General features: G+C 62.8%; 20 protein-coding genes and 1 tRNA gene. 12 read left to right on the top strand and 9 right to left on the bottom strand.

All coding sequences use genetic code 11. The features are described from left to right. Positions 1–104 precede the first annotated feature (104 nt). The gene (locus LB558_RS31470) at positions 105–1,061 is read left to right on the top strand and encodes a LysR family transcriptional regulator (RefSeq protein WP_224701103.1); all 957 of its coding nucleotides are present in this window, start codon (positions 105–107) and stop codon (positions 1,059–1,061) included. Here the strand turns inward: LB558_RS31470 and LB558_RS31465 are convergent. Further along, on the bottom strand, positions 994–1,620 hold the full coding sequence (locus tag LB558_RS31465) for a TetR/AcrR family transcriptional regulator (RefSeq protein WP_224701101.1): 627 nt from the start codon (positions 1,618–1,620) through the stop codon (positions 994–996). The genes LB558_RS31470 and LB558_RS31465 overlap by 68 nt on opposite strands. Positions 1,621–1,686: 66 nt before the next feature. Between LB558_RS31465 and LB558_RS31460 the strand changes: the two genes are divergently transcribed. Beyond that, positions 1,687–2,109, top strand: a complete 423-nt coding sequence (locus LB558_RS31460) for a VOC family protein (protein WP_224701099.1) — start codon at positions 1,687–1,689, stop codon at positions 2,107–2,109. Between the two features lie 18 nt (positions 2,110–2,127). On the opposite strand, the gene LB558_RS31455 is transcribed toward LB558_RS31460, so the two are convergent. Next, positions 2,128–3,093, bottom strand: coding sequence for a S1C family serine protease (locus LB558_RS31455; RefSeq protein WP_224701097.1), 966 nt, complete (start codon positions 3,091–3,093; stop codon positions 2,128–2,130). A gap of 167 nt (positions 3,094–3,260) precedes the next feature. Between LB558_RS31455 and LB558_RS31450 the strand changes: the two genes are divergently transcribed. The 3 genes from LB558_RS31450 to LB558_RS31440 all read left to right on the top strand — a co-directional run bounded on the left by LB558_RS31450 (position 3,261) and on the right by LB558_RS31440 (position 5,748). Then, positions 3,261–4,133: a S1C family serine protease gene (locus LB558_RS31450; protein ID WP_224701095.1), complete on the top strand. Its 873-nt coding sequence runs from the start codon at positions 3,261–3,263 to the stop codon at positions 4,131–4,133. A gap of 8 nt (positions 4,134–4,141) precedes the next feature. Then, on the top strand, positions 4,142–4,771 hold the full coding sequence (locus LB558_RS31445; RefSeq protein WP_224701093.1) for a helix-turn-helix transcriptional regulator: 630 nt from the start codon (positions 4,142–4,144) through the stop codon (positions 4,769–4,771). 110 nt (positions 4,772–4,881) lie between these two features. Continuing rightward, positions 4,882–5,748, top strand: coding sequence for an SDR family oxidoreductase (locus LB558_RS31440; RefSeq protein ID WP_224701092.1), 867 nt, complete (start codon positions 4,882–4,884; stop codon positions 5,746–5,748). A gap of 104 nt (positions 5,749–5,852) precedes the next feature. Here LB558_RS31440 and LB558_RS31435 read toward each other — a convergent pair whose 3' ends face one another. After that, positions 5,853–6,371 (bottom strand): TIGR00645 family protein, encoded by a 519-nt coding sequence (locus tag LB558_RS31435; protein ID WP_127256123.1) that lies wholly within the window; start codon positions 6,369–6,371, stop codon positions 5,853–5,855. A 320-nt stretch (positions 6,372–6,691) separates the two neighbouring features. Next, positions 6,692–8,587: an OmpA family protein gene (locus LB558_RS31430; protein ID WP_224701090.1), complete on the bottom strand. Its 1,896-nt coding sequence runs from the start codon at positions 8,585–8,587 to the stop codon at positions 6,692–6,694. A 197-nt stretch (positions 8,588–8,784) separates the two neighbouring features. Between LB558_RS31430 and LB558_RS31425 the strand changes: the two genes are divergently transcribed. Beyond that, positions 8,785–9,231 carry a YcgN family cysteine cluster protein gene (locus tag LB558_RS31425; RefSeq protein WP_224701088.1) on the top strand — a complete coding sequence of 149 codons (447 nt, stop codon included), beginning with the start codon at positions 8,785–8,787 and terminating at the stop codon, positions 9,229–9,231. A 255-nt stretch (positions 9,232–9,486) separates the two neighbouring features. Then, positions 9,487–9,843: a hypothetical protein gene (locus tag LB558_RS31420; protein ID WP_127256117.1), complete on the top strand. Its 357-nt coding sequence runs from the start codon at positions 9,487–9,489 to the stop codon at positions 9,841–9,843. Between the two features lie 226 nt (positions 9,844–10,069). On the opposite strand, the gene LB558_RS31415 is transcribed toward LB558_RS31420, so the two are convergent. Continuing rightward, positions 10,070–10,780: an SIMPL domain-containing protein gene (locus tag LB558_RS31415; RefSeq protein ID WP_224701087.1), complete on the bottom strand. Its 711-nt coding sequence runs from the start codon at positions 10,778–10,780 to the stop codon at positions 10,070–10,072. Positions 10,781–10,914: 134 nt separating this feature from the next. Here LB558_RS31415 and LB558_RS31410 point away from each other — a divergent pair. Then, positions 10,915–10,990: transfer RNA gene (locus LB558_RS31410), tRNA-Ile, on the top strand. A 106-nt stretch (positions 10,991–11,096) separates the two neighbouring features. Here the strand turns inward: LB558_RS31410 and xerC are convergent. From xerC to LB558_RS31390, 4 genes are all read right to left on the bottom strand, one after another. Beyond that, on the bottom strand, positions 11,097–12,287 hold the full coding sequence (gene xerC / locus LB558_RS31405) for a tyrosine recombinase XerC (RefSeq protein ID WP_224701085.1): 1,191 nt from the start codon (positions 12,285–12,287) through the stop codon (positions 11,097–11,099). Positions 12,288–12,298: 11 nt separating this feature from the next. After that, a complete protein-coding gene (locus LB558_RS31400; protein ID WP_224701083.1) occupies positions 12,299–12,532 on the bottom strand; it encodes a helix-turn-helix domain-containing protein in 234 nt (77 codons plus the stop codon). Positions 12,533–12,597: 65 nt separating this feature from the next. After that, positions 12,598–12,849 carry a helix-turn-helix transcriptional regulator gene (locus LB558_RS31395; protein ID WP_224701082.1) on the bottom strand — a complete coding sequence of 84 codons (252 nt, stop codon included), beginning with the start codon at positions 12,847–12,849 and terminating at the stop codon, positions 12,598–12,600. Between the two features lie 644 nt (positions 12,850–13,493). Then, on the bottom strand, positions 13,494–14,405 hold the full coding sequence (locus LB558_RS31390; RefSeq protein ID WP_224701080.1) for a LysR family transcriptional regulator: 912 nt from the start codon (positions 14,403–14,405) through the stop codon (positions 13,494–13,496). Positions 14,406–14,559: 154 nt separating this feature from the next. On the opposite strand from LB558_RS31390, the gene LB558_RS31385 reads away from it, so the two are divergent. The 4 genes from LB558_RS31385 (at position 14,560) to LB558_RS31370 (ending at position 18,481) form a co-directional block, all read left to right on the top strand. Further along, the gene (locus LB558_RS31385; RefSeq protein ID WP_224701077.1) at positions 14,560–15,990 is read left to right on the top strand and encodes an NAD-dependent succinate-semialdehyde dehydrogenase; all 1,431 of its coding nucleotides are present in this window, start codon (positions 14,560–14,562) and stop codon (positions 15,988–15,990) included. Between the two features lie 76 nt (positions 15,991–16,066). Beyond that, on the top strand, positions 16,067–17,026 hold the full coding sequence (locus LB558_RS31380) for a dihydrodipicolinate synthase family protein (protein WP_224701075.1): 960 nt from the start codon (positions 16,067–16,069) through the stop codon (positions 17,024–17,026). A 36-nt stretch (positions 17,027–17,062) separates the two neighbouring features. Continuing rightward, entirely contained in the window at positions 17,063–17,608 is a 546-nt protein-coding gene (locus LB558_RS31375; protein ID WP_224701073.1) for a 3-hydroxyanthranilate 3,4-dioxygenase, read from the top strand. 66 nt (positions 17,609–17,674) lie between these two features. Beyond that, a complete protein-coding gene (locus tag LB558_RS31370; protein WP_224701071.1) occupies positions 17,675–18,481 on the top strand; it encodes an aspartate dehydrogenase in 807 nt (268 codons plus the stop codon). The last annotated feature ends 113 nt before the right edge of the window (positions 18,482–18,594 follow it).

The raw sequence follows: 18,594 nt of genomic DNA, 5'->3' as shown, positions 1-18,594 counted from the left end.
GCTCTCCAGCGGTTGAATGATTGTCCCGCCAGATATGGGGCTATCGATCCATTCGATAAACTGGTATATTTTATGTACGATCCATCCATTAAATAGATATGGTGATGCAACCCAATCCGACACTCGACCAACTTCAGATCTTTGTGACAGTCGCCGATGCCGGCAGCTTCTCGGCCGCCGGCCGCAAGCTCAACAGGGCACAGTCCGTGATCAGCTACGGCATCGCCAATCTCGAGGCGCAGCTTGGCCTGAAACTGTTCGAGCGCGACGGCACGCGCGAGCCGCAATTGACGGAGATCGGCCGGGCGATGCTGGAGGATGCGCGGCGCATGATCGGCGTGCTGCAGCGAATCCGCTCGCGCGTCGACAGCCATCATCAAGGGCTCGAGGCTGAAGTCGCGCTGTCGGTCGACGCAGCGTTGCCGTCGCCGGTGCTGGTGCGGGTGCTGAAGGCATTCGAGGCGCAGTTTCCGACCGTGATGCTGCGGCTGCATATCGGCACGCTTGGACTGATCCCCGACCATGTCGTCAGCGGCCAGGCCGACCTTGGCATTGGTGGCCTGCTGGGCGAGGTCAACGTGCATCTTGTGCGCATCGGCTTCATGTCGATCGTGCTGGCCGCCGCGCCCAGCCACCCGCTGGCCCTGCTGCCGAAGCCGGTGGCGATCGAGGATGCGCGCGAACACACGCAGCTTGTCGTCACCGACCAGTCGGAGCGCACCAAGGGGCGCGACTTCGGCGTCTTCGCCTACCGCACCTGGCGGCTGACGGATGTGCGCACCAAGCATATGCTGATGCGTGAGGGGTTGGGCTGGGGCGGGCTGCCGCGCTGGCTGATATCAGACGACCTGGCGAGTGGCCGGCTGGTCGAAATCGACCTCGAATCCTTCAGGGAGGTGAGTTCGCCGCTGTTTGCCATGCACCGCAACGATCGCAGCCCGAAGCCGGCGGCGGCCTGGCTGATCGACCAGTTCAAACGCCAGCTCGGTTGCTTCAACGAGTTCGAACCGGGCGAGGTGCCTGATGAGGAGCACGAGACAGTCCATCGATCAGTGCCATGAGCACGGCGCGGTAGTCCTCGGCCGACGCGCCGGCCTCGATGGCCAGAGCGGCGCGGTCGAAGGCGGAGCCGAGCAGTGCGGTCAGCGCGTCGGCCGGCAATCTCGTCATCGTTTGCGCCCGCATCGCCGCGACCAGCCCTTCGCGCAGCGAGCGGTTGCCGTGGCGATTGTCGATCGCGTCCATGACGGCGCGGCCAAGCACGGCCGGGCCGTCGAGCAGCAGCAGCCGCGTGCGGCCGGGTGCGCGCATGGCGGCGAGATAGGCGTCGGAGCCGGCAATCAGCGCGTCGTGGGCAAACAGCGATGGCGGCGAGGCGCGCTCGATCTCCTCGGCGACCGCTGCCGCCTCCTGCTCGACCACGGCGGCAAACAGCGCCTGCTTGTCGGCGAAGTGATGATAGAGCGCTCCGCGCGTCACGCCGGCGGCGGCAACGATCTCCGGCGTGCCGGTCTCGGCATAGGATTTTTCGGTGAACAGCTTCCGCGCCGCGGCAATCAGGTCGGCGCGCGTCGCCTCGGTGCGGTCACGGTTGGAACGGCGCGCGGAATCGTGTTGCATACATGCAGCCTGTATGTTAATTCAATTTACATGCAGACTGTATGTTAGTTGACGGGAGAAGGAAAGATGAAGACGACGAGCTATTACCCGGTGCTGATGACCGGCGACGTCGCCGGCACGACGGCTTTTTATGTGAGGCATTTCCGCTTCCAGCCGCTGTTCAAAAGCGACTGGTACGTGCATCTGCAATCGGTGGAGGACAGAAGAGTCAATCTCGGCATCGTCCAAGGCGACCATGAGACAATCCCGGAAGAGGGGCGGGGCCGCACTTCGGGCCTGCTGATCAATTTCGAGGTTCGAGACCCGGACGCTGTCTATGAACGGGTCGTCGCCGCCGGCCTGCCGATCCTGCGCTCTCTGCGCGACGAACCCTTCGGCCAGCGCCATTTCATCACCAAGGACCCCAATGGCGTGCTGATCGACGTGATCAAGCCGATCCCGCTAAGCCCGGAGTTTCAGGCTCAATTCGTTGAAGGGGCCGCTGCCTAGACGAGAAGACGAACGGCCTCAACTTGCCCTTGCGACCGGCGTCACCGTCACCTGGCTGACGCCGGCGCGGCGCACGACAGTGCACAGCGTCTCGCGGCCGATGCGTTCGGCGTCGAGCATGCGCACGAGGTCGTCGACGCCGGTGACCGGGCGGCCGTCGATGGCGGCGATGATGTCGCCTTCTTTTAGGCCGGCCTTGGCCGCCGGACCGTCCTTCTCGACGCTGCGCAGGCGAACCGCCGTGCTGGTCGAGACTTGCGACAACAGGGCGGCGCGGCGCGGCAGGTTCGTCGTGTCGGCCGAAACGCCGATGAAGGCGCGGCGCACGCGGCCGAAGCGGATGATCTCCGAAATGACGAAATTGGCGGTGTTGGAAGCGACCGCGAAGGCGATGCCTTGCGCGCCATGGATCATGGCGGTGTTGACGCCGATGACCTCGCCGGCCGACGACACCAGCGGCCCGCCGGAATTGCCGGGGTTGAGCGCTGCGTCGGTCTGGATGACGTCGTCGATCAGCCGGCCGGTCGAGGCGCGCATGGAGCGGCCGAGCGCCGAGACGACGCCCGAGGTGACGGTCCATTCAAAACCCAGGGGATTGCCGATGGCAATGGCGATCTGGCCGCGCCGCAGCCGCTTGGAATCGCCTAGCGGCGCGATATCGGCAAAGCTTCCGTCGGCGCGCACCAGTGCGATGTCGGTGTCAGGATCGCGGCCCAGCACGCGGCCTTCGCGGGAAGCGCCGTCCGGCATCGAGACGCGCACTGTCCTGGCGTCGCCGACGACGTGGAAATTGGTGACGACCAGCCCGTCCGGCGCGATGACGAAGCCGGAGCCATGGCCGCCCTGCCCCCCAATGCGCTCGATGCGGCAGACGGCCGGACCGATACGATCGACGGCGTCGGCGACCGTCGTCGAATAGGCATCGAGCAATGAGTCGTCGGCCAATGAGTCGTCGGATTGGAACTTGGCGGCGGCGAGGGCCATGGAAGGGCTCCGTGTTTTCAGGCTTGATCGTGACTATATGTGCGGAGCGGCTGGAACCGCCGCGACCTGACCAGATGGCCAGTCAACCAGCAACTAGCCGTCAGGCGAGTATCTGCGAGCGCGCTGTCGAGCGATATCTGGGGCATGGATGAACCCAGGAGACCAATATGAGCGATTTCAATCTGAGTGCGTTTTCGCAAGCCATCGCCGATCTCGCCGCCAAGGCGGCACCGGCAACGGCGAGTTTCGCTACGCATCATCACCGCACGGCAAGCGCCTTCCACTGGCGTGACGGATATTTTGTCACCGCCGAGGAGGCTGCAGAGGCTGGCGAGGAGATCGAACTGGTGCTGGCCTCGGGCGAGACGGTGAAGGCCGAACTGATCGGCCGCGATCCGTCGACCGGCGTTGCCCTGCTGAAGCCGGCGGGGACCGTCAGCGCCGCGCCGTTGGCTAAGGCCGATGCGGTACGGCCCGGCAATCTCGCCATTGCCATCGGCAACAGCCAGGGCTCCGCTCTGGCCGTGTCGGGTTCGGTCGGCGAAGTCGGTCCGGCCTGGCGCTCGCTGCGCGGCGGCACCATCGACCGGCGCATCAATCTCGCCGTCGGCGCCGGCGGCCGCTTCGAAGGCGGCCCGGTGCTCGACGCCAAGGGCGCGCTGATCGGCATGCTGTTGTTCGGACCGCGCCACAGGGCGCTGGTGATGCCTTACGAGACGATCGAGCGGGCGGTAGCGACCCTGCGTGAGAAAGGTTATGTCGCGCGCGGCTATCTCGGCGCCGGCCTGCATCCGGTACGTGACCGCGACGCGCATGGCGCGATGGTGATGAGCCTTGATGACGAGGGTCCTGCCAAGGCCGCCGGTCTCTCGCTCGGCGACATCATCGTGGCGTGGAACGGCGAGGCCGTGCATGGCCCGCGCGACCTGATCCGTAGACTCGGGCCCGACAGCGCCGGCGCTTCGGTGACGCTCGGCGTGGTGCGCGGCGGCGAACAGCGCGATGTCGCGCTGACGATCGGCGAAAAGCCGCTTTCCTGAGAGGAGTGATGGACACGCTCACCAGCGACCGGATCATGACTGACGGTGCCGTCTCGCGGCGGCTGGTGGTGCTGATTGCGCTTGGCGATGCATCGCGCGCCGAGCGCCTGGCGGCCTCGCTTGCGGCGAGCGATGATCTGTTGCCGGTCGTGGTCGGCAGAGCCGATGTAGCCATCGTTGACGACAGCAGCGGTGATGCTGTGCCGGCCTCCATTCCACGGGTGCTGTTGTCGGGACGCGCCAACGTCGAGCGGCCCGCCAGTGAGGTGCTGGCCGTCCTGCCCGCGGGCGCGGACGATCTGTTGATCGCTGCGGCGGCGCGGCTGGCCGCGGCCGGCTATCGTGTATCGGGCGATGGCAGAAGCGGGCGCCATGAGCATTTCAATACCGGCGATGGTGAGCCGTTCGAGGATGAAGCCTCCGACGAGCATGTCGTCCGGCCTTCGCTGTCGCCGCGCGAGGGGGAAGTGCTGGCGCTGCTGGCCGAGGGTGCGCCCAACAAGGTGATCGCGCGCCGGCTCAATATTTCGGTGCACACGGCGAAGTTCCACGTCGCCGCAATCCTGATCAAGCTCGGTGCGGCCAACCGCACCGATGCGATCGCCATTGCGATGCGGCAGGGGTTGGTGCTGGTTTAGTCTTAAACCCTACGCTGCGTAACTCGCTGTCCAGCGTGTCGGGTCTTGCGCTGTGGTCGCCCGCCGCGCAAAGCTTCGCGCCTATTGTGTAGCAAGGGAGGCGCAAGGAAATGTCGCTCAAGGGAAAGACGCTGTTCATCTCCGGCGGGTCGCGCGGCATCGGGCTGGCGATCGCGCTGCGCGCCGCACGCGACGGCGCCAATGTGACGATCGCCGCCAAGACCGCCGAACCGCATCCGAAGCTGCCGGGCACAATCTATAGCGCTGCCGAAGAGATCGAGCAGGCCGGCGGCAAGGCGCTGCCGGTACTGTGCGACATCCGCGAGGAGGCACAGGTGGCCGAGGCGGTCGCCAGGACCGTGGAAAGGTTCGGCGGCATCGACATCTGCGTCAACAACGCCAGCGCCATCCAGCTCACCGGAACGCTGGAGACCGACATGAAGCGCTACGACCTGATGCATCAGATCAACACGCGCGGCACCTTCCTGGTGTCCAAAATGTGTATTCCGCACCTGAAGTTGGCACAAAATGCTCACATCCTGAATCTGGCGCCGCCGCTCGACATGAAGGCCAAATGGTTCAAGAACCATGTCGCCTACACCATGGCCAAATTCGGCATGTCGATGTGCACGCTTGGCATGAGCGCCGAATTCGCCAAGGACGGCATCGCGGTCAATTCGCTATGGCCGATCTCGACCATCGACACGGCGGCAGTGCGAAATCTGCTTGGCGGCGCGACGGTGGCGGCGATGAGCCGTTGGCCCGACATTATGGCCGATGCCGCGCATGCTATCTTCATGCGGCCGGCGCGCGAGACATCAGGCAATTTCTACATTGACGAGGAGGTGCTGCGCGCCGAGGGCGTCAGCGACTTTTCGGTCTACGCGCCGGGAGCGACCGGGCCACTGGCCGGCGATTTCTTCGTGCCGGACGACGTGTTTGCGCGGACGGACACGAAGATAAAGGGAATTTATTAGGGGCTCGAGGCAGCCAATCGGCAATCATCGAGCGCCGGGAAATCCTGCCCATGCAAGGCGATAGAGCTTCGATCCTGCCGGAATGATTCAACGCCTGGCGGGCGTCAGCCCTCCTCGTCCTTCTTGCCTTTGCTCAGGCCCATCAGCCGGTCGATATAGGCGAGCATGAGGGCCGAGACGACGAAGGCGAGGTGGATGATGGTCAGCCACATCAGTTGATCGGTCGTGTAGGACGACGAGTTCAAGAACACCTGCAAGAGGTGGATGGACGAGATGGCGACGATGGTCGAGGCGACCTTGACCTTCAGCGAGCCGACATCGATCGTGCCCAGCCAGTGCACGCCGCCGTCCTGGTCGTCGAAGCGGCTAACGAAATTCTCGTAGCCCGAGATGATGACCATCACCACCAGCGAGGCGACCAGTGCGGCATCGATCAGGCCGAGCATTTTCAGGATCGTGTCGGTGTCGCCGAGCGTGAACGCCAGGGTGATGAATTCATAAAGCTTCTTGCCGAAGGACAGCGCATAGATCGCCAACGCCACGCCCAGCCCGAGATAGAAGACGACCAGCAGCCAGCGTGAGGCAAGAATGATCGATTCGATGGCGAGCTCGAGACGCTTCATGAGGTGGTTCCGGTCAGTTCTCTACGGGGAGCAAGCCGTATTTCGGCTAGGTCACCCCGGTTTGCAAGACAAAGTTCGCAAAGCAAAAAACCCCGCCGGAGAGGGTCCGGCGGGGCTCAATGCGTCCCGCTGGAGTCGGGACGGGGCAGGGAACGCCCAGCCCTGAATCTGGGGTAGGTGCGCCTTCTATTCAATGAGCCCGGTTGCATACCGGTACAATTCTTGTTGAACCCGGCATGTCGATCCATCCCCGGCAGGGCCGGGGATGGATGCTTCTCGTGCCGATTCCGCAAACCAGGTCATGGTTTTGAAATCATGACCTAATTGTTGCTGGCGACCGGTGCCACCAGCGAGGTGATGCGACGAATGCCGACGCGTCGGTTCTCGCGGTTCGGCGCCGTCGTGTTGACCTTCAGATACTCCTCGCCATAGCCCTGCGTCGTCAGGTTTTCCGGCGGGATGCCGAACGCATTGGTGAGCGCTTCCGCCACCGCTTCCGCGCGGCGATCGGACAGAGCGAGGTTGGCTTCCGGCGAACCGACGGCGTCGGTGTGACCCTCGATCAGGAAGGTCTCGGCCGGGTTCTTCTTCAACAGCTTCTCCATGGCCGTCGCAACGCCCTCGAGCTTCTGCACCTCGGTGTCGGAGATCGAGGCCGAACCGAATTCGAAGTTGAGCGTGTCGAGGTCGACGCGACGTGCGATGTCGCGCACACGGGCCGAACGTTTGACCTCGTCGATCGAGTAGAGACGCTGGACCTTCTCCACCGGTGGCTGTTCGAGGAAGGTGTAGTAGTCGTCCGGATCCTGGACATCCTCGGAGTCCAGAATGTACTCCTCGCGCGGGATGGTCAGCCGCATCGGCGGCAGGTCATCGCCGGGATCACGCCAGTCGCTGTCGTCCTGATAATGCCGCTCGTCGACATAGCTCAGCACATATTCGCGTCCATCCGGCGCAATGCGCGAACGCTGGATGACGTCGCCATAGCGATTGCGGATGGTGACGATCTGAACACCGTTGTCACGCTCGACGATTTCCCGGGTGCGGTCGCCCGACAGGTCCTCATAATAGACGTTCCTGGCACCGCGGGTCATGCGCGGGGCGTCATTGCTCTCGACGAACGTCTGATTGTTGAACTGCAGGATGACGCGGTCGCCGAGTTCCCTGACGACGTCGACGCCTTTCGGACGCCGGCGGTCGCGGACGTTCTCATCGGGTGCACGTTCTACGCGCGTACCCTTTTCCTCCGTCACCGGAGCGATCTTCTCGGGCTTGATCTCCTGCTGTGCAGCCCTGTCGTCGGTCGGAGGCGGGCCTTGGTCGACGGGAGCGGCCACCGGCTTTTGCCCCTGATCGCCGCTCTGCTCGCCATTCTGTTGCTCGCCATTCTGCTGGGTGTTCTTGTCGCCGTGTTTCCGGCCGCCGCCCTTGCGCTCGGCATCCTTCTGGCTGTCCAGGATGGGGGCAGCGTTGGGATCGGCAGGTGCTTCGCCCCGCACCGGGTTTTCACCTTGGGCAGGTGCCGCCGTCTGACCATTGGCTGGTTGTTCGCCGGTGGCAGGTTGTTCGGCTGTCGCCGGCTGCTCGCCAACAGGTTTCCTGACGCGCTTCTTCGTCGTGTCCTGGGGCTGCTCGCCCTGGGCCGCGGGCTGTTCGCCGGCAGGGGCCGTCGCCGCTCCAGCGGGAGCTTCCTTCGGTGTCGGGGCGACTTCAGGTTGGGCCTGCTGATCCTGCTTGTTCTTCTTGCGTGGCTTGGCCTGCTCGGTGGGCTGATTGTCGTTGGCCGGCTCCGCCTGGCCGGCCGGCGCCTGCTCGGTCTGCTGCTGCTGATCACGCTTCTTCCTGCGCGGCTGCTGTTCCTCGGCGGGTGCTGCCTGTTCGGCCGGCGCCTGCTCGGTCTGCTGCTGCTGGTCGCGCTTCTTCCGGCGTGGCTGCTGCTCCTCGGCGGGCTGCTCGTTCTGGGCAGGCGCGGCCTGCTGTTCAGGCTCCGCCTTCTTGCGCTCCCGCTTCTGTTCGGGTTCCGCCTGCTGCTTCTGCGCACAGGCTTCGGCCGATTCGCCCTCGGCGCACGCTGCTTGCGTCAAAATGAATGGGGCGGACGTGCGCTGGGCGGGGCCGAATGCGGCACCTCCCTGAAGCGGGAACGCGCCCAACGGCGCGGATGCCATGAGCAGGCCAAGTGCGGTGCCGGCCAGAATCCGTGGTTGGCGTTTCATCGAAAATTCTCCTTGTGGGGTCCCATCCTTGCCGAAACCGATCTTGTGCCGATTGGTTCCAGTCTGGCACGGATAGAGGCCGTACGGGGCGATTGACCGACCTTTTGAAGACAACTTCATGTCATTCACCTGGCGATACCGCAATTGCGACCATTGCCGCGCTTGACCTTGCCCGCGGCCGGGGCCACATCCCGGAGATGGAAACGCCATTCTGGAAAACCAAGGCGCTGGAGGCGATGAGCCCGGCCGAGTGGGAATCGCTGTGCGACGGCTGCGGCAAATGCTGCCTGTCGAAGCTCGAGGATGAGGACACCGGCGAGATCTACTGGACCAGCGTCGGCTGCCGGCTGTTCGACGCCGAGACCTGCCGCTGTTCGGACTACGCCAACCGGCTGGCGCGCGTTCCCGACTGCGTCGGGCTGACGCCGCAGAATGTGCGCACCATCAGCTGGCTGCCCAGTACCTGTGCCTATCGGCTGGTGGCCGAGGGCCGCGACCTCTACTGGTGGCACCGGCTGGTGTCTGGCAGCGCCGAGACCGTGCATGAAGCCGGCATCTCGATGCGCGGCCGGGTCGAGGCGAGCGAAACCGATCTTGCCGAGCCGGAAGACTATTTTGACTATGTGCTGGACGAGGAGCCGTAGGGCCAGCGGCGGTGAGCGAGAGCCCGGCGTTCGAAGGCATTGGGCCAATCCGCGGGGTCGGAACCGGGCGCCGAGTCAGGCGTTCTGGGCTTCACCAGGGGCTGGGGACGATGGCGAATGGCCGGAACTTTCCTTCTTCCCGCCATATGAACCGGAGATGAACGGCAGGTTCGTAAAGAGTTCAGACAGGCAAGCGCATTCTCCCCCCATCGGTTCACGAGGACGGGCGAAGGCCCGCAAAAAGGAGAGAAGACGATGTTCAACACGATCAAGACGGCAGCCCTTTCGGCCCTGGTCGGTCTCGGCACGCTGGCGGCCGTTCCCGCTCACGCCGACAGCCTCTATCTCGGCTTCGGCAACAACAACGATCCGCGTTTCGGCGTCTATACCGGTGACGACGGTTATCGCCATCGCCGTGACGAGCGCCGTGGCGACTGGCGCCGTGGCTGCTCGCCGGACCGCGCCCTCGACAAGGCCGAACGCATGGGCCTCCACCGTGTCCGCATTGTCGACGTCAGCCGTCGTACGGTGAAAGTGGCGGGCCGCCAGGATGGCGACCGCGTCGTCGTCGTTTTCGCCAATGAGCGCGGCTGCCCGGTTATCTATCGCTAAGCTCGGGTTTGGCCGGATCCTGGAGGGCTGATCCTCTGCGAGGATCAGCCCGGACACGGCTGGGCAGCATGATCTTTAGCAAGATCAGCTGGGACTAGCGGAGCCCCTTTCCGTTTGAAGGGTGTGGCTCGAAAAACCCCGCGGGAGCAATCCCGCGGGGTTTTTCATGCGCGCTATTGGCTGATGATTGCCGTGGCCAGGCTCGGCAACGCATCGTCAGAGCCGCTTACTTCAGTTCGAAGGTGACGGTGACCTGCACATTGTAGGAATTCTCGCCAGCCTGCACCGGAGCCGCCGCACCGGCCGCGTCGAAGGCCTTGGCGTTGATCGGCATTGGCGTCGGCGCAATGTTCTGATCGGTGATCTCGAGCACCCGGCCGAGGCTGACGCCTGCGGCCTCGGCCAGCGTCTTGGCCTTGGCCATGGCGTTGGCGACCGCCTTCTTGCGCGCCTCGGTGACCGTGGCTGCCGGGTTGTCATTGGTGAAGGCGATGCCGCCGCCCTGGTTCACGCCGAGCGACACCGCCTTGTCGAGGATCTCGCCGGTCTTGTCGACATCGCGCACCCGCACCGAAAGCGTGTTGGTCACCTGATAGGCGACGAGTTCGGCTTCCTGGCTGCCGTCCGGCTTGTTGGTGTAGTTGTAGCGCGGGTTGATCTGGATGCCGGCGGTCTGCAGATCGCGGTCCTTGATGCCGGCGGACTTCATGGCCGCGATCACGGCGGCCATGGCGTCATTGTTGGCGTCGAGCGCGGCGCGCGCGGTCTTGGCCTCGCGCATGACGCTCAGCGTCAGGACCGCCAGATCGGGGGCTACGGTTGCTTCGCCTTCGCCCGACACGATGATGCGGGGCGGCGTCGGCAGATCGGTGGCTCCAGCCATCGCCGGAAAAGCGATTGCAGCGGCGAGCGCGAGAGGCAAAAGATGTCTGGTCATGAAAATCTCCTTGGTCTGCGATCAAGTCGCAGACGTCGCGTAGAGCGCGATTATGGGTTGATTTGGGCGATCTGGGGAAGCCCATCGGGAAAGCCTTGTGCCGCGAAGCGAAAAACATTAATCCAGCCCGCGTGGGGCCTGTAGCTCAATGGTTAGAGCCGGCGGCTCATAACCGCTTGGTTGGGGGTTCGAGTCCCTCCGGGCCCACCATACGCTATGATTTCATTGGTAAAAGTGCCCTCGGCCCAAAACGTTTTGGGCCCGTTGTGGGCCCGCTAGTGCTGTGTCGGCCACCTTTTGTTCCATCTCAATTTGATCACCTGACGACTCGCAGGGCTGCGCGTCGCTTCATGGCGTCGCGTTTGGCCTCACGCTCGTTGATGGCACGAGCGATGTCGACCGCGATCCGCTTCTTGTTTGCCTCACGGACATAGTCGTCCGTCACAGTCATCGATGAGTGGCCCATCGCCTCCATAATGGCGCGCGCCTGAACGTTGCATTCAGCAAGGTACGTGCCAAAGGTGCGACGCAATCCGTGAAGCGTGTAGCCGTCGGGAATCTCTGCCTGGCGGTTCCAGTGCTGCATCATACCGGTCAGGCTCTTTTCGGAGAACGCCCGTTTGTAGCCACTCTTCAAGACCGTGCCGCCCTGCGAGCGGTCCAGCGGTTCCAAGGCCGAAGCCAGCTTGCCTACGACGGGAATGAACATCTCCCTCCCGCCGTGGCGGTTGCGGTTCTTCTTCTGGCGGAAATCAAAGGCTTCGATCAACTCCAGCGAGCCGTCGAACAGCTCAATCTCCTCCGTTACGAGGTCGTCCCACTCCAAGGTGGCGATATCACCGCGCCGATTTCCGAGCCAAAAGCCCAGCACGTAGCAAGTGCGCGCCGGCGTACCAACGGGATGCCGTGCCTCGAACTTCTCACGGATCGCGATCGGCCAAGCGGGATTCCTTGTCGATTTGGGCACCCGCACGCGGATGGATAACGACGGATCGTCTTGAGGTTTGATCCATTTCTCAACCTCGTTCGCGACCCATAGCAGTTTCTTGATGGCTACCAGCATGTGCTTGGCGACCGTGCGGTTGGTCGCAAAGATACCTTCGATGATGGCGCGAAGCCGGTCCGCGTCGAGGTGTTCGACAGGAGTATCGCGCCAGGCAAGCGGGTATTTCGGATCGACCTTCAGGTTGAGAAAGCGTTCGATCAGCCGAGCGTTCTTCTGCTGCGTCGCTTCGTCAAAATCCAACCATTCCATCGTGGTCTCAAGTCGGCGCGCCGCATGGCCGAACGTCCTCGGTTGCGCCCGACCAGGCAGATCAGTGATCGCGGCCTTCTTGACAAGGCCCTGTGTCGCCTTCTGATACTCGGCTTCGAATTCCGGATCACCGGGCCTGCCGGGAAGTCGAAGCTCGGGGAGGCCTTTTGCTCGGTAGCGATAAAGTAGTTTGCCGTTTTTGACGCGAGAGGAGACGCCCGGATAGCGGGAATCCTTGAATGGTCTTGCCAATTAATCTCTCCTCAAGCGCTTCCGCCGCGGCTAATCCTTACGCGAAGGTTTCTCCTGTATTGCCTTGAGAGCATTGCTTTCATTGCAGCGCGCAAGAGCAGCGGGTAGGGGAATCCTCGGCCTTGCTCGATACCTTCATAGGTGCGTTTCGGGATTCCCAACATCTTGGCCGCAGCTTCGGCAGTGAATCCTTCCTTGGCTCGCCAGGCTTTCACATCTTGGGCAAGCTCCTCATTCTCGCTCACGTCAGCCCTTTCGCACAGTTGTGAACTTTACTACGCTACACGCGTATACGCAAGGTGCGTACTTTTCATCTTTTCCTCCCCTCCGATCTGCTGGCCTCCAACAGTTTTTGGAGATCGTTGCTTTTGTCCGGTAGTGAGGTGAAGGCAATATCAAGTGCCACACGATCCCAAACCGTGCGACTGTTGACCTGCTTAGGGCTCGGCATGCGGCCGTCGGCAACCATTTCGTCGAAGAGGGTGGATCCGACACCGATGTAACGTGCTGCTTCATCGCGTGAAAGGCCTCGCGGCGGATAGTAGATGGCGTCATTCGTCATTGACGCCACTCGATCTGGGAACCGTAAGCCGTGGACCTGACAAAATCCGCATACTCCAGTGAACGTGAGTTTGTGCGGTCCATCTAGCGACTATAACCCTGCGCAACAGCCGTCTTGTTGGCTACTTCGCTGAAAAGGAGGCGGCGGCGTACAAATCGGACAGACGATGGGTGGGCAGAATTTCCTGGTCGCAGATTTCAGGGGTTCGTATCACTAGAGCGCTACCGCCAATACAGCGCTGCCACGAGTTCATCTGTTGAAGAGACTTCGCAAGCGAGGTTAGCAGATTCAAATCCTGTCACCCCAACCAATTTCATCATAAATCAATAACCGTCCCGGTCTAACCGGGGCGGTTTTTGCGTTTGAGAGGAATTCCGAGTTTCATCCCCCGGCCGTCGCATTCCCGCAGTATCTATCCTGTGAAGGCAATGCTCTTCGGTCGTGTGGAGATCAGCTGGCCACCGGCCGCAACGAAAGCATTCTGTCGCTGACAGACGAACTCATTAGCCTCTCGCCCCCTCGATCCTCCTGCACGCTCAATAGCGCGGTCGCGCCATCATTGGAATCTGATCCCTACGACGCAGGGCGACAGCCCCGCTTTCCCCTCGGCCGAGCCGTCGACGCAAACTGCGATCGGCAAGGCACTACTGCTTTGCGGGGCTGAGTTTCTGTGCATACCGCCTGACTACCGCCGCAAATGCCGAGGTCGCCGGAGAGATGGAGCGGCCCGTGGCGTGGATCATGACCACGTCGCGCGAAATGCTCGGCTCGACGAGCGTTTTTCCGACCGCGCCGCCCCGGGTTCCAACGGCCGTCAGGGCATAGGACGGCAGCACCGAGACACCCAGCCCGGCTTCAACCAAGGCAATCGCGGTTGTGATCTGTGAGACTTCGTAAGCCGGCTTCAAGGGGAGTTGCGCCATCTCGAACCCGACCTCCACCAGCAGGCGGATACCGCTATCGCGCGTCAAGGTGATGATGGGATGGCGCTGGAGGTCCGTCCAGGACGTGGTTTCGTTGCTCGCAAGCGTGCTCTTGCCGCTGCAGAACAGCATCAATGTGTCGCGAACCAGTATGATCCGTTCGATCCCGGCTTCCGCTGGCGGGAATGTACCGAGCCCGCAATCCGCCTTTCCCGATCTTACGCTCTCGACGATCATCTCGGTGCCGACATCGGCCAGTTCGACTGTGATGCCGGGATAACGGCTCTGGAATTCGGCAATCGCATGCGGAAGAACCGCTGCCGCCAGCAGCGGGGGCGCCGCGACCCGTATCTTGCCACGCCGTCGCTCGGCCAGATCATGCACGCTCCTGACCGCAAGCTGCAAATCTTCCATGATCTTCGAGGCCGAGTTACGGAACTCCCGGCCGGCATCGGTCAATTCGACCCGCCTCGTCGTGCGATCGAACAATCTGACCGCAAGTTCGTCCTCGAGGTCTTTGACGGCCTGTGAAATCGCCGATTGGGCCAGGCCCATCCGGCTCGAAGCCGCCGAAAAGTTTCCGAATTCGGCTACCGCGAGAAAGCTTTGGATTTGTTTGATGGTGATCTTCATGGTGTTCTATATATCGATAGTGGCGATAAATTAATACGATAAAACCTCATTGTCATATAGATGATTGGTGTGGTCTTCTCGGGCATCGGGAACGCCTCGGCGGCTCCCGGCGATTTCGTTCTTGCTAAGTGTCCTTTGCGCCGCCGAGGTTTTCATGCCGTCCTATCCCGACCTTCAACACTATATCGGCGGCCGCTGGACACGCGGATCGGACGGATGGCGGGTACTTAACCCGGCCGACGAGAGCGTCATCGGGACAGTCCCCTTGGCGACCAAAGCAGACCTTGACGACGCACTGGCCGCCGCGGCGGAAGGCTTCAGAATCTGGAGCCGGACCTCACCGGCAAAGCGTGCCGCCATCATGCTCAACGCAGCCGCGCTGATGCGCGAGCGGATCGAGGACATCGCGCATGCGATCACGCTTGAGCACGGCAAACCCATGGCACAGGCGCGGCTGGAGGTTATCCGAGGCTGCGAGTTCTTCGAATGGGATGCCGCCGAAGGTCAGCGCACCTACGGGCGGGTGATCCCCAGCGAGCCCGGCATAAAGTATGTCGTGCTCCATCGGCCGATCGGCGCTGTCGCGGCGTTCTCGCCCTGGAATTTCCCGATGAGCCAGCCGGCGCGCAAGATCGGCGGGGCGCTGGCCGCGGGCTGTTCGATCATCCTTAAAGCCTCGGAGGAAACGCCAGCGGGGGCTATTCACATTGCTCGCGCTTTCCATGATGCGGGCCTTCCGCCCGGTGTGCTCAATCTTGTCTTCGGCGTCCCTTCCGAGGTTTCGGAATACCTGATCCCACAGGACCCGATCCGGCTGGTCGCGTTCACCGGCTCCACGGCGGTGGGCAAGCTGCTGACGGGGATGGCGGCGTGCCATATGAAGCCCGTGCTGATGGAGCTTGGCGGTCATGCTCCGGTCATCGTCTGCGACGATGTCGATCCTGTGGCCGCGGCCACCATGTCGGCCACCCGCAAGGCGCGCAATGCCGGCCAGGTCTGCACTTCGCCGACACGCTTCTTCGTCCATGAGACGCTCTACGATGCCTTCGTGGCGGCATTCGTCGAAAAGGCTCGCGCGGTGACGGTGGGCAACGGGTTTGATCCCTCCACGCAGATGGGGCCGCTGGCCAACGCTCGACGCATCGAGGCGATGGAAACACTGGTCGCCGACGCCAGGGCGAAGGGCGCTCATGTCCGCGCCGGTGGCGAAAGGCTCGGCAAGAGCGGCTATTTCTACCCGCTGACCGTGCTGACCGAGCTTCCGGACGATGCCCGCGTGATGCGCGAGGAGCCTTTCGGGCCGCTGGCGCTGATCAATCCCGTCTCGTCGCTCGACGACGCCATCGAGAAGGCAAACGCGCTGCCGCATGGCTTGGCCGCCTATGCCTTCACCCATTCGGCGCGCAATGCGGATAGGCTTGTGGAGGGGGTAGAGGCCGGCAATCTGTCGATCAACACTCTCGAAGCCTCGGTCGCCGAGACGCCTTTTGGCGGTGTCAAGGAAAGCGGGCTCGGCCGGGAGGGCGGTGCCGAAGGGATCCTGAATTATACGATCGTCAAGAACGTGTCGCATCGGATGATTTGAGGCGTCCGATCGAGACGGATGCCACGATCCGATTTGAAAATTTGGACGGTTCGCCCGTCGGGACCGAGAGGACAGTATGAACTATTCCAGGAAGGACGCAAAAAGCCACTCACGCGAAACGATGCGCGGCATCTGGGCGGCCGCCCTGGCGCCGTTCTCGCAGGATCTGACGATCGACGAAGGCGGCATGCGTCGCAACTATGACCATTGGATCAGCGACCTGAACATCGACGGCTTCTTCGTTGCCGGAAAGCAGGGCGAATTCTTTTCGATGTCCGTCGAAGAGCGCAAACGCTGCTTCGAGATTGCCGTCGATGCCTGCGCCGGCCGTGCCCAGACCATCATGTCGTGCTCCGACCAGAACCTCGACGTGGTCATCGACCTTGCCAGGCACGCACAGCGAATTGGCGCGGACTATATCGTGGTGCATGCGCCTGTCCTGCATTTCCTGCACAAACAGGACGAGACGCTGTTCAATTACTACCGCACGATCTCGGAGAAGGTCGATATCGGGATCGCGCTCTGGAGCCATCCCGACAGCGGCTATCTGATGAGCCCGCAGCTATGCAACCGGCTCGCCGATTTGGACAATGTGGTCGCTATCAAGTACAGCGTGCCGCGGCCGATGTATGTGCAGTTGCAAGAGCTTGCCGGCGATCGCATCCTGGTCAGCACCGCTTCCGAGGAGGAGTGGCTGGACAACATCGTCGAGCTCGGATGGCGGCTCTATCTATGCTCTTCGCCGCCCTATCTGCTGCAGACCGGCCATGATCTGAGGATGCGTGAATATACGGACCTCGCCTTTGCCGGCGACATCGCTGCCGCCCGCGCAGTCCGCGACAGCCTCGAGCCTGTCCGCGCGGCGCTGAAATCGACCCGACCGCCGGAAAAGCCGCACGCCCATCAGAAGTTCTGGCAGGGTTTGCTCGGCCAGGTCGGCGGGCATGTGCGGTCTCCTTTGCTCGAACTCACCGGCGAGGAACAGACAGCGACAAGGGCCGCGCTAGAACAAAGCGGACTTCGACGTTCGATATAGGACTAGCAACCGAAACGCCTGGGAAGGAGCGGAGCGATGCAGGGACAACTGAGAGCCTTCAACTTCATGAAATGGATTGACGAGCACAAGCATCTGCTGAAGCCGCCTGTCGGCAATCAGCAGGTCTGGAAGGATGCCGACCTGATGGTGACCGTCGTCGGCGGCCCCAACCAGCGCACGGACTACCATGACGATCCGGTCGAGGAATTCTTTTACCAGCTCAAGGGCGACATGGTCCTGAAGGTCATCGACGACGGCAAGTTCTATGACGTGCCGATCCGCGAAGGCGAGATCTTCCTGTTGCCGCCGCATGTCCGTCACTCGCCGCAGCGGCCGCAGGAAGGCTCGGTCGGCTTGGTCATCGAGCCGAAGCGCGCCGAAGGGCTGCTGGACGCGGTCGAATGGTACTGCTTCGAATGCACGTCTCTCGTGCACCGTGCCGAGGTCGACCTCGAAAGCATCGTCGAGGATCTGCCGCCCATCTACAAGGCCTTCTATGCCGACGAGGCCGCGCGGACATGTCCGCATTGCAAGGCATTGCACCCGGGCAAGGTGCCGCCCGAGGGTTGGGTGCGGCTGTGACTCGGCGGGCTGACCGTCCCGGCGGAGCTCCCGCCGGGATAGCCCAAGCATCGTGAAGTGGATGTCATGCGTCAGGGACGGTTGCGGATAGGCCTGATAGGCTGGGGCGCCATAGCGCGGCGAACGGTTGAACTCTTGCGCGACAGTGACGACATCGAGATCGTCGCGGTCGCTGTGCGCGATGGCGCAAGGCCTCGCCACGGCCTGCCGGCCGGATGCCGCGCGCTGTCCGGTCCCGACGACCTCGCCGGGTTGGATATCGGTTTATTGGTAGAGGCGGCCGGCAGGGCGGCTGTGCCGGTCTGGGCCGAAGCCGGGTTGCGGCATTGCCGATCCGTGGCGATCTCCTCTACCAGCGCGCTCTGTGACGATGCCTTGTTGTCCCGGCTGCTGCATGTGGCCCGGGAAACCGACGGGCAGCTCGTCGTACCCTCCGGCGCCCTCGGCGATATCGGGGCGCTCGTCGCTGCTTCGGCGCTGCCACTGGACGAGGTTACACATGCCATCATCAAATCACCGCAGGCCTGGCGAGGCAGTCCGGCTGAGCAACTTGTCGATCTCGCGGCGATCGAGAGTGCGGTGGCTTTCTTCACCGGATCGGCGCGGGAGGCAGCTGCGCGCTTCCCGCAGAATGCCAATGTCGCGGTTATTTCCGCACTCGCCGGCCTGGGCCTGGACCGGACCCGAATGACGCTGGTTGCCGATCCGCAAGTCTGTCGCAACTGTCACCATGTTGTCGCCACCGGGGCCTTCGGCCGGCTCGAGCTGCGGATCGACAACGAACCGCTCGACGACAATACGAAGTCGTCCGAGATGGTGGCGCTCAGCCTGGTGCGGCTGATAAGGAACAAGACGAACCATCTGGTCCAGTAGGCCCGAAGGACAACAAGAAGAAAGGAATGCGTCTGGATGGGCGACATTCCAGGGGAGCCATGTACACATGCAGTACTTTGTCCAGCAGCTTATCAACGGGCTGACGCTGGGAT

The sequence above is a fragment of the Mesorhizobium sp. CO1-1-8 genome, assembly GCF_020164875.1.
In the GTDB taxonomy this organism is placed as follows: Bacteria; Pseudomonadota; Alphaproteobacteria; order Rhizobiales; family Rhizobiaceae; genus Mesorhizobium.
Note: the sequence above shows the minus strand (reverse complement) of the source record. Positions and strands in the feature narration are given on the sequence as shown.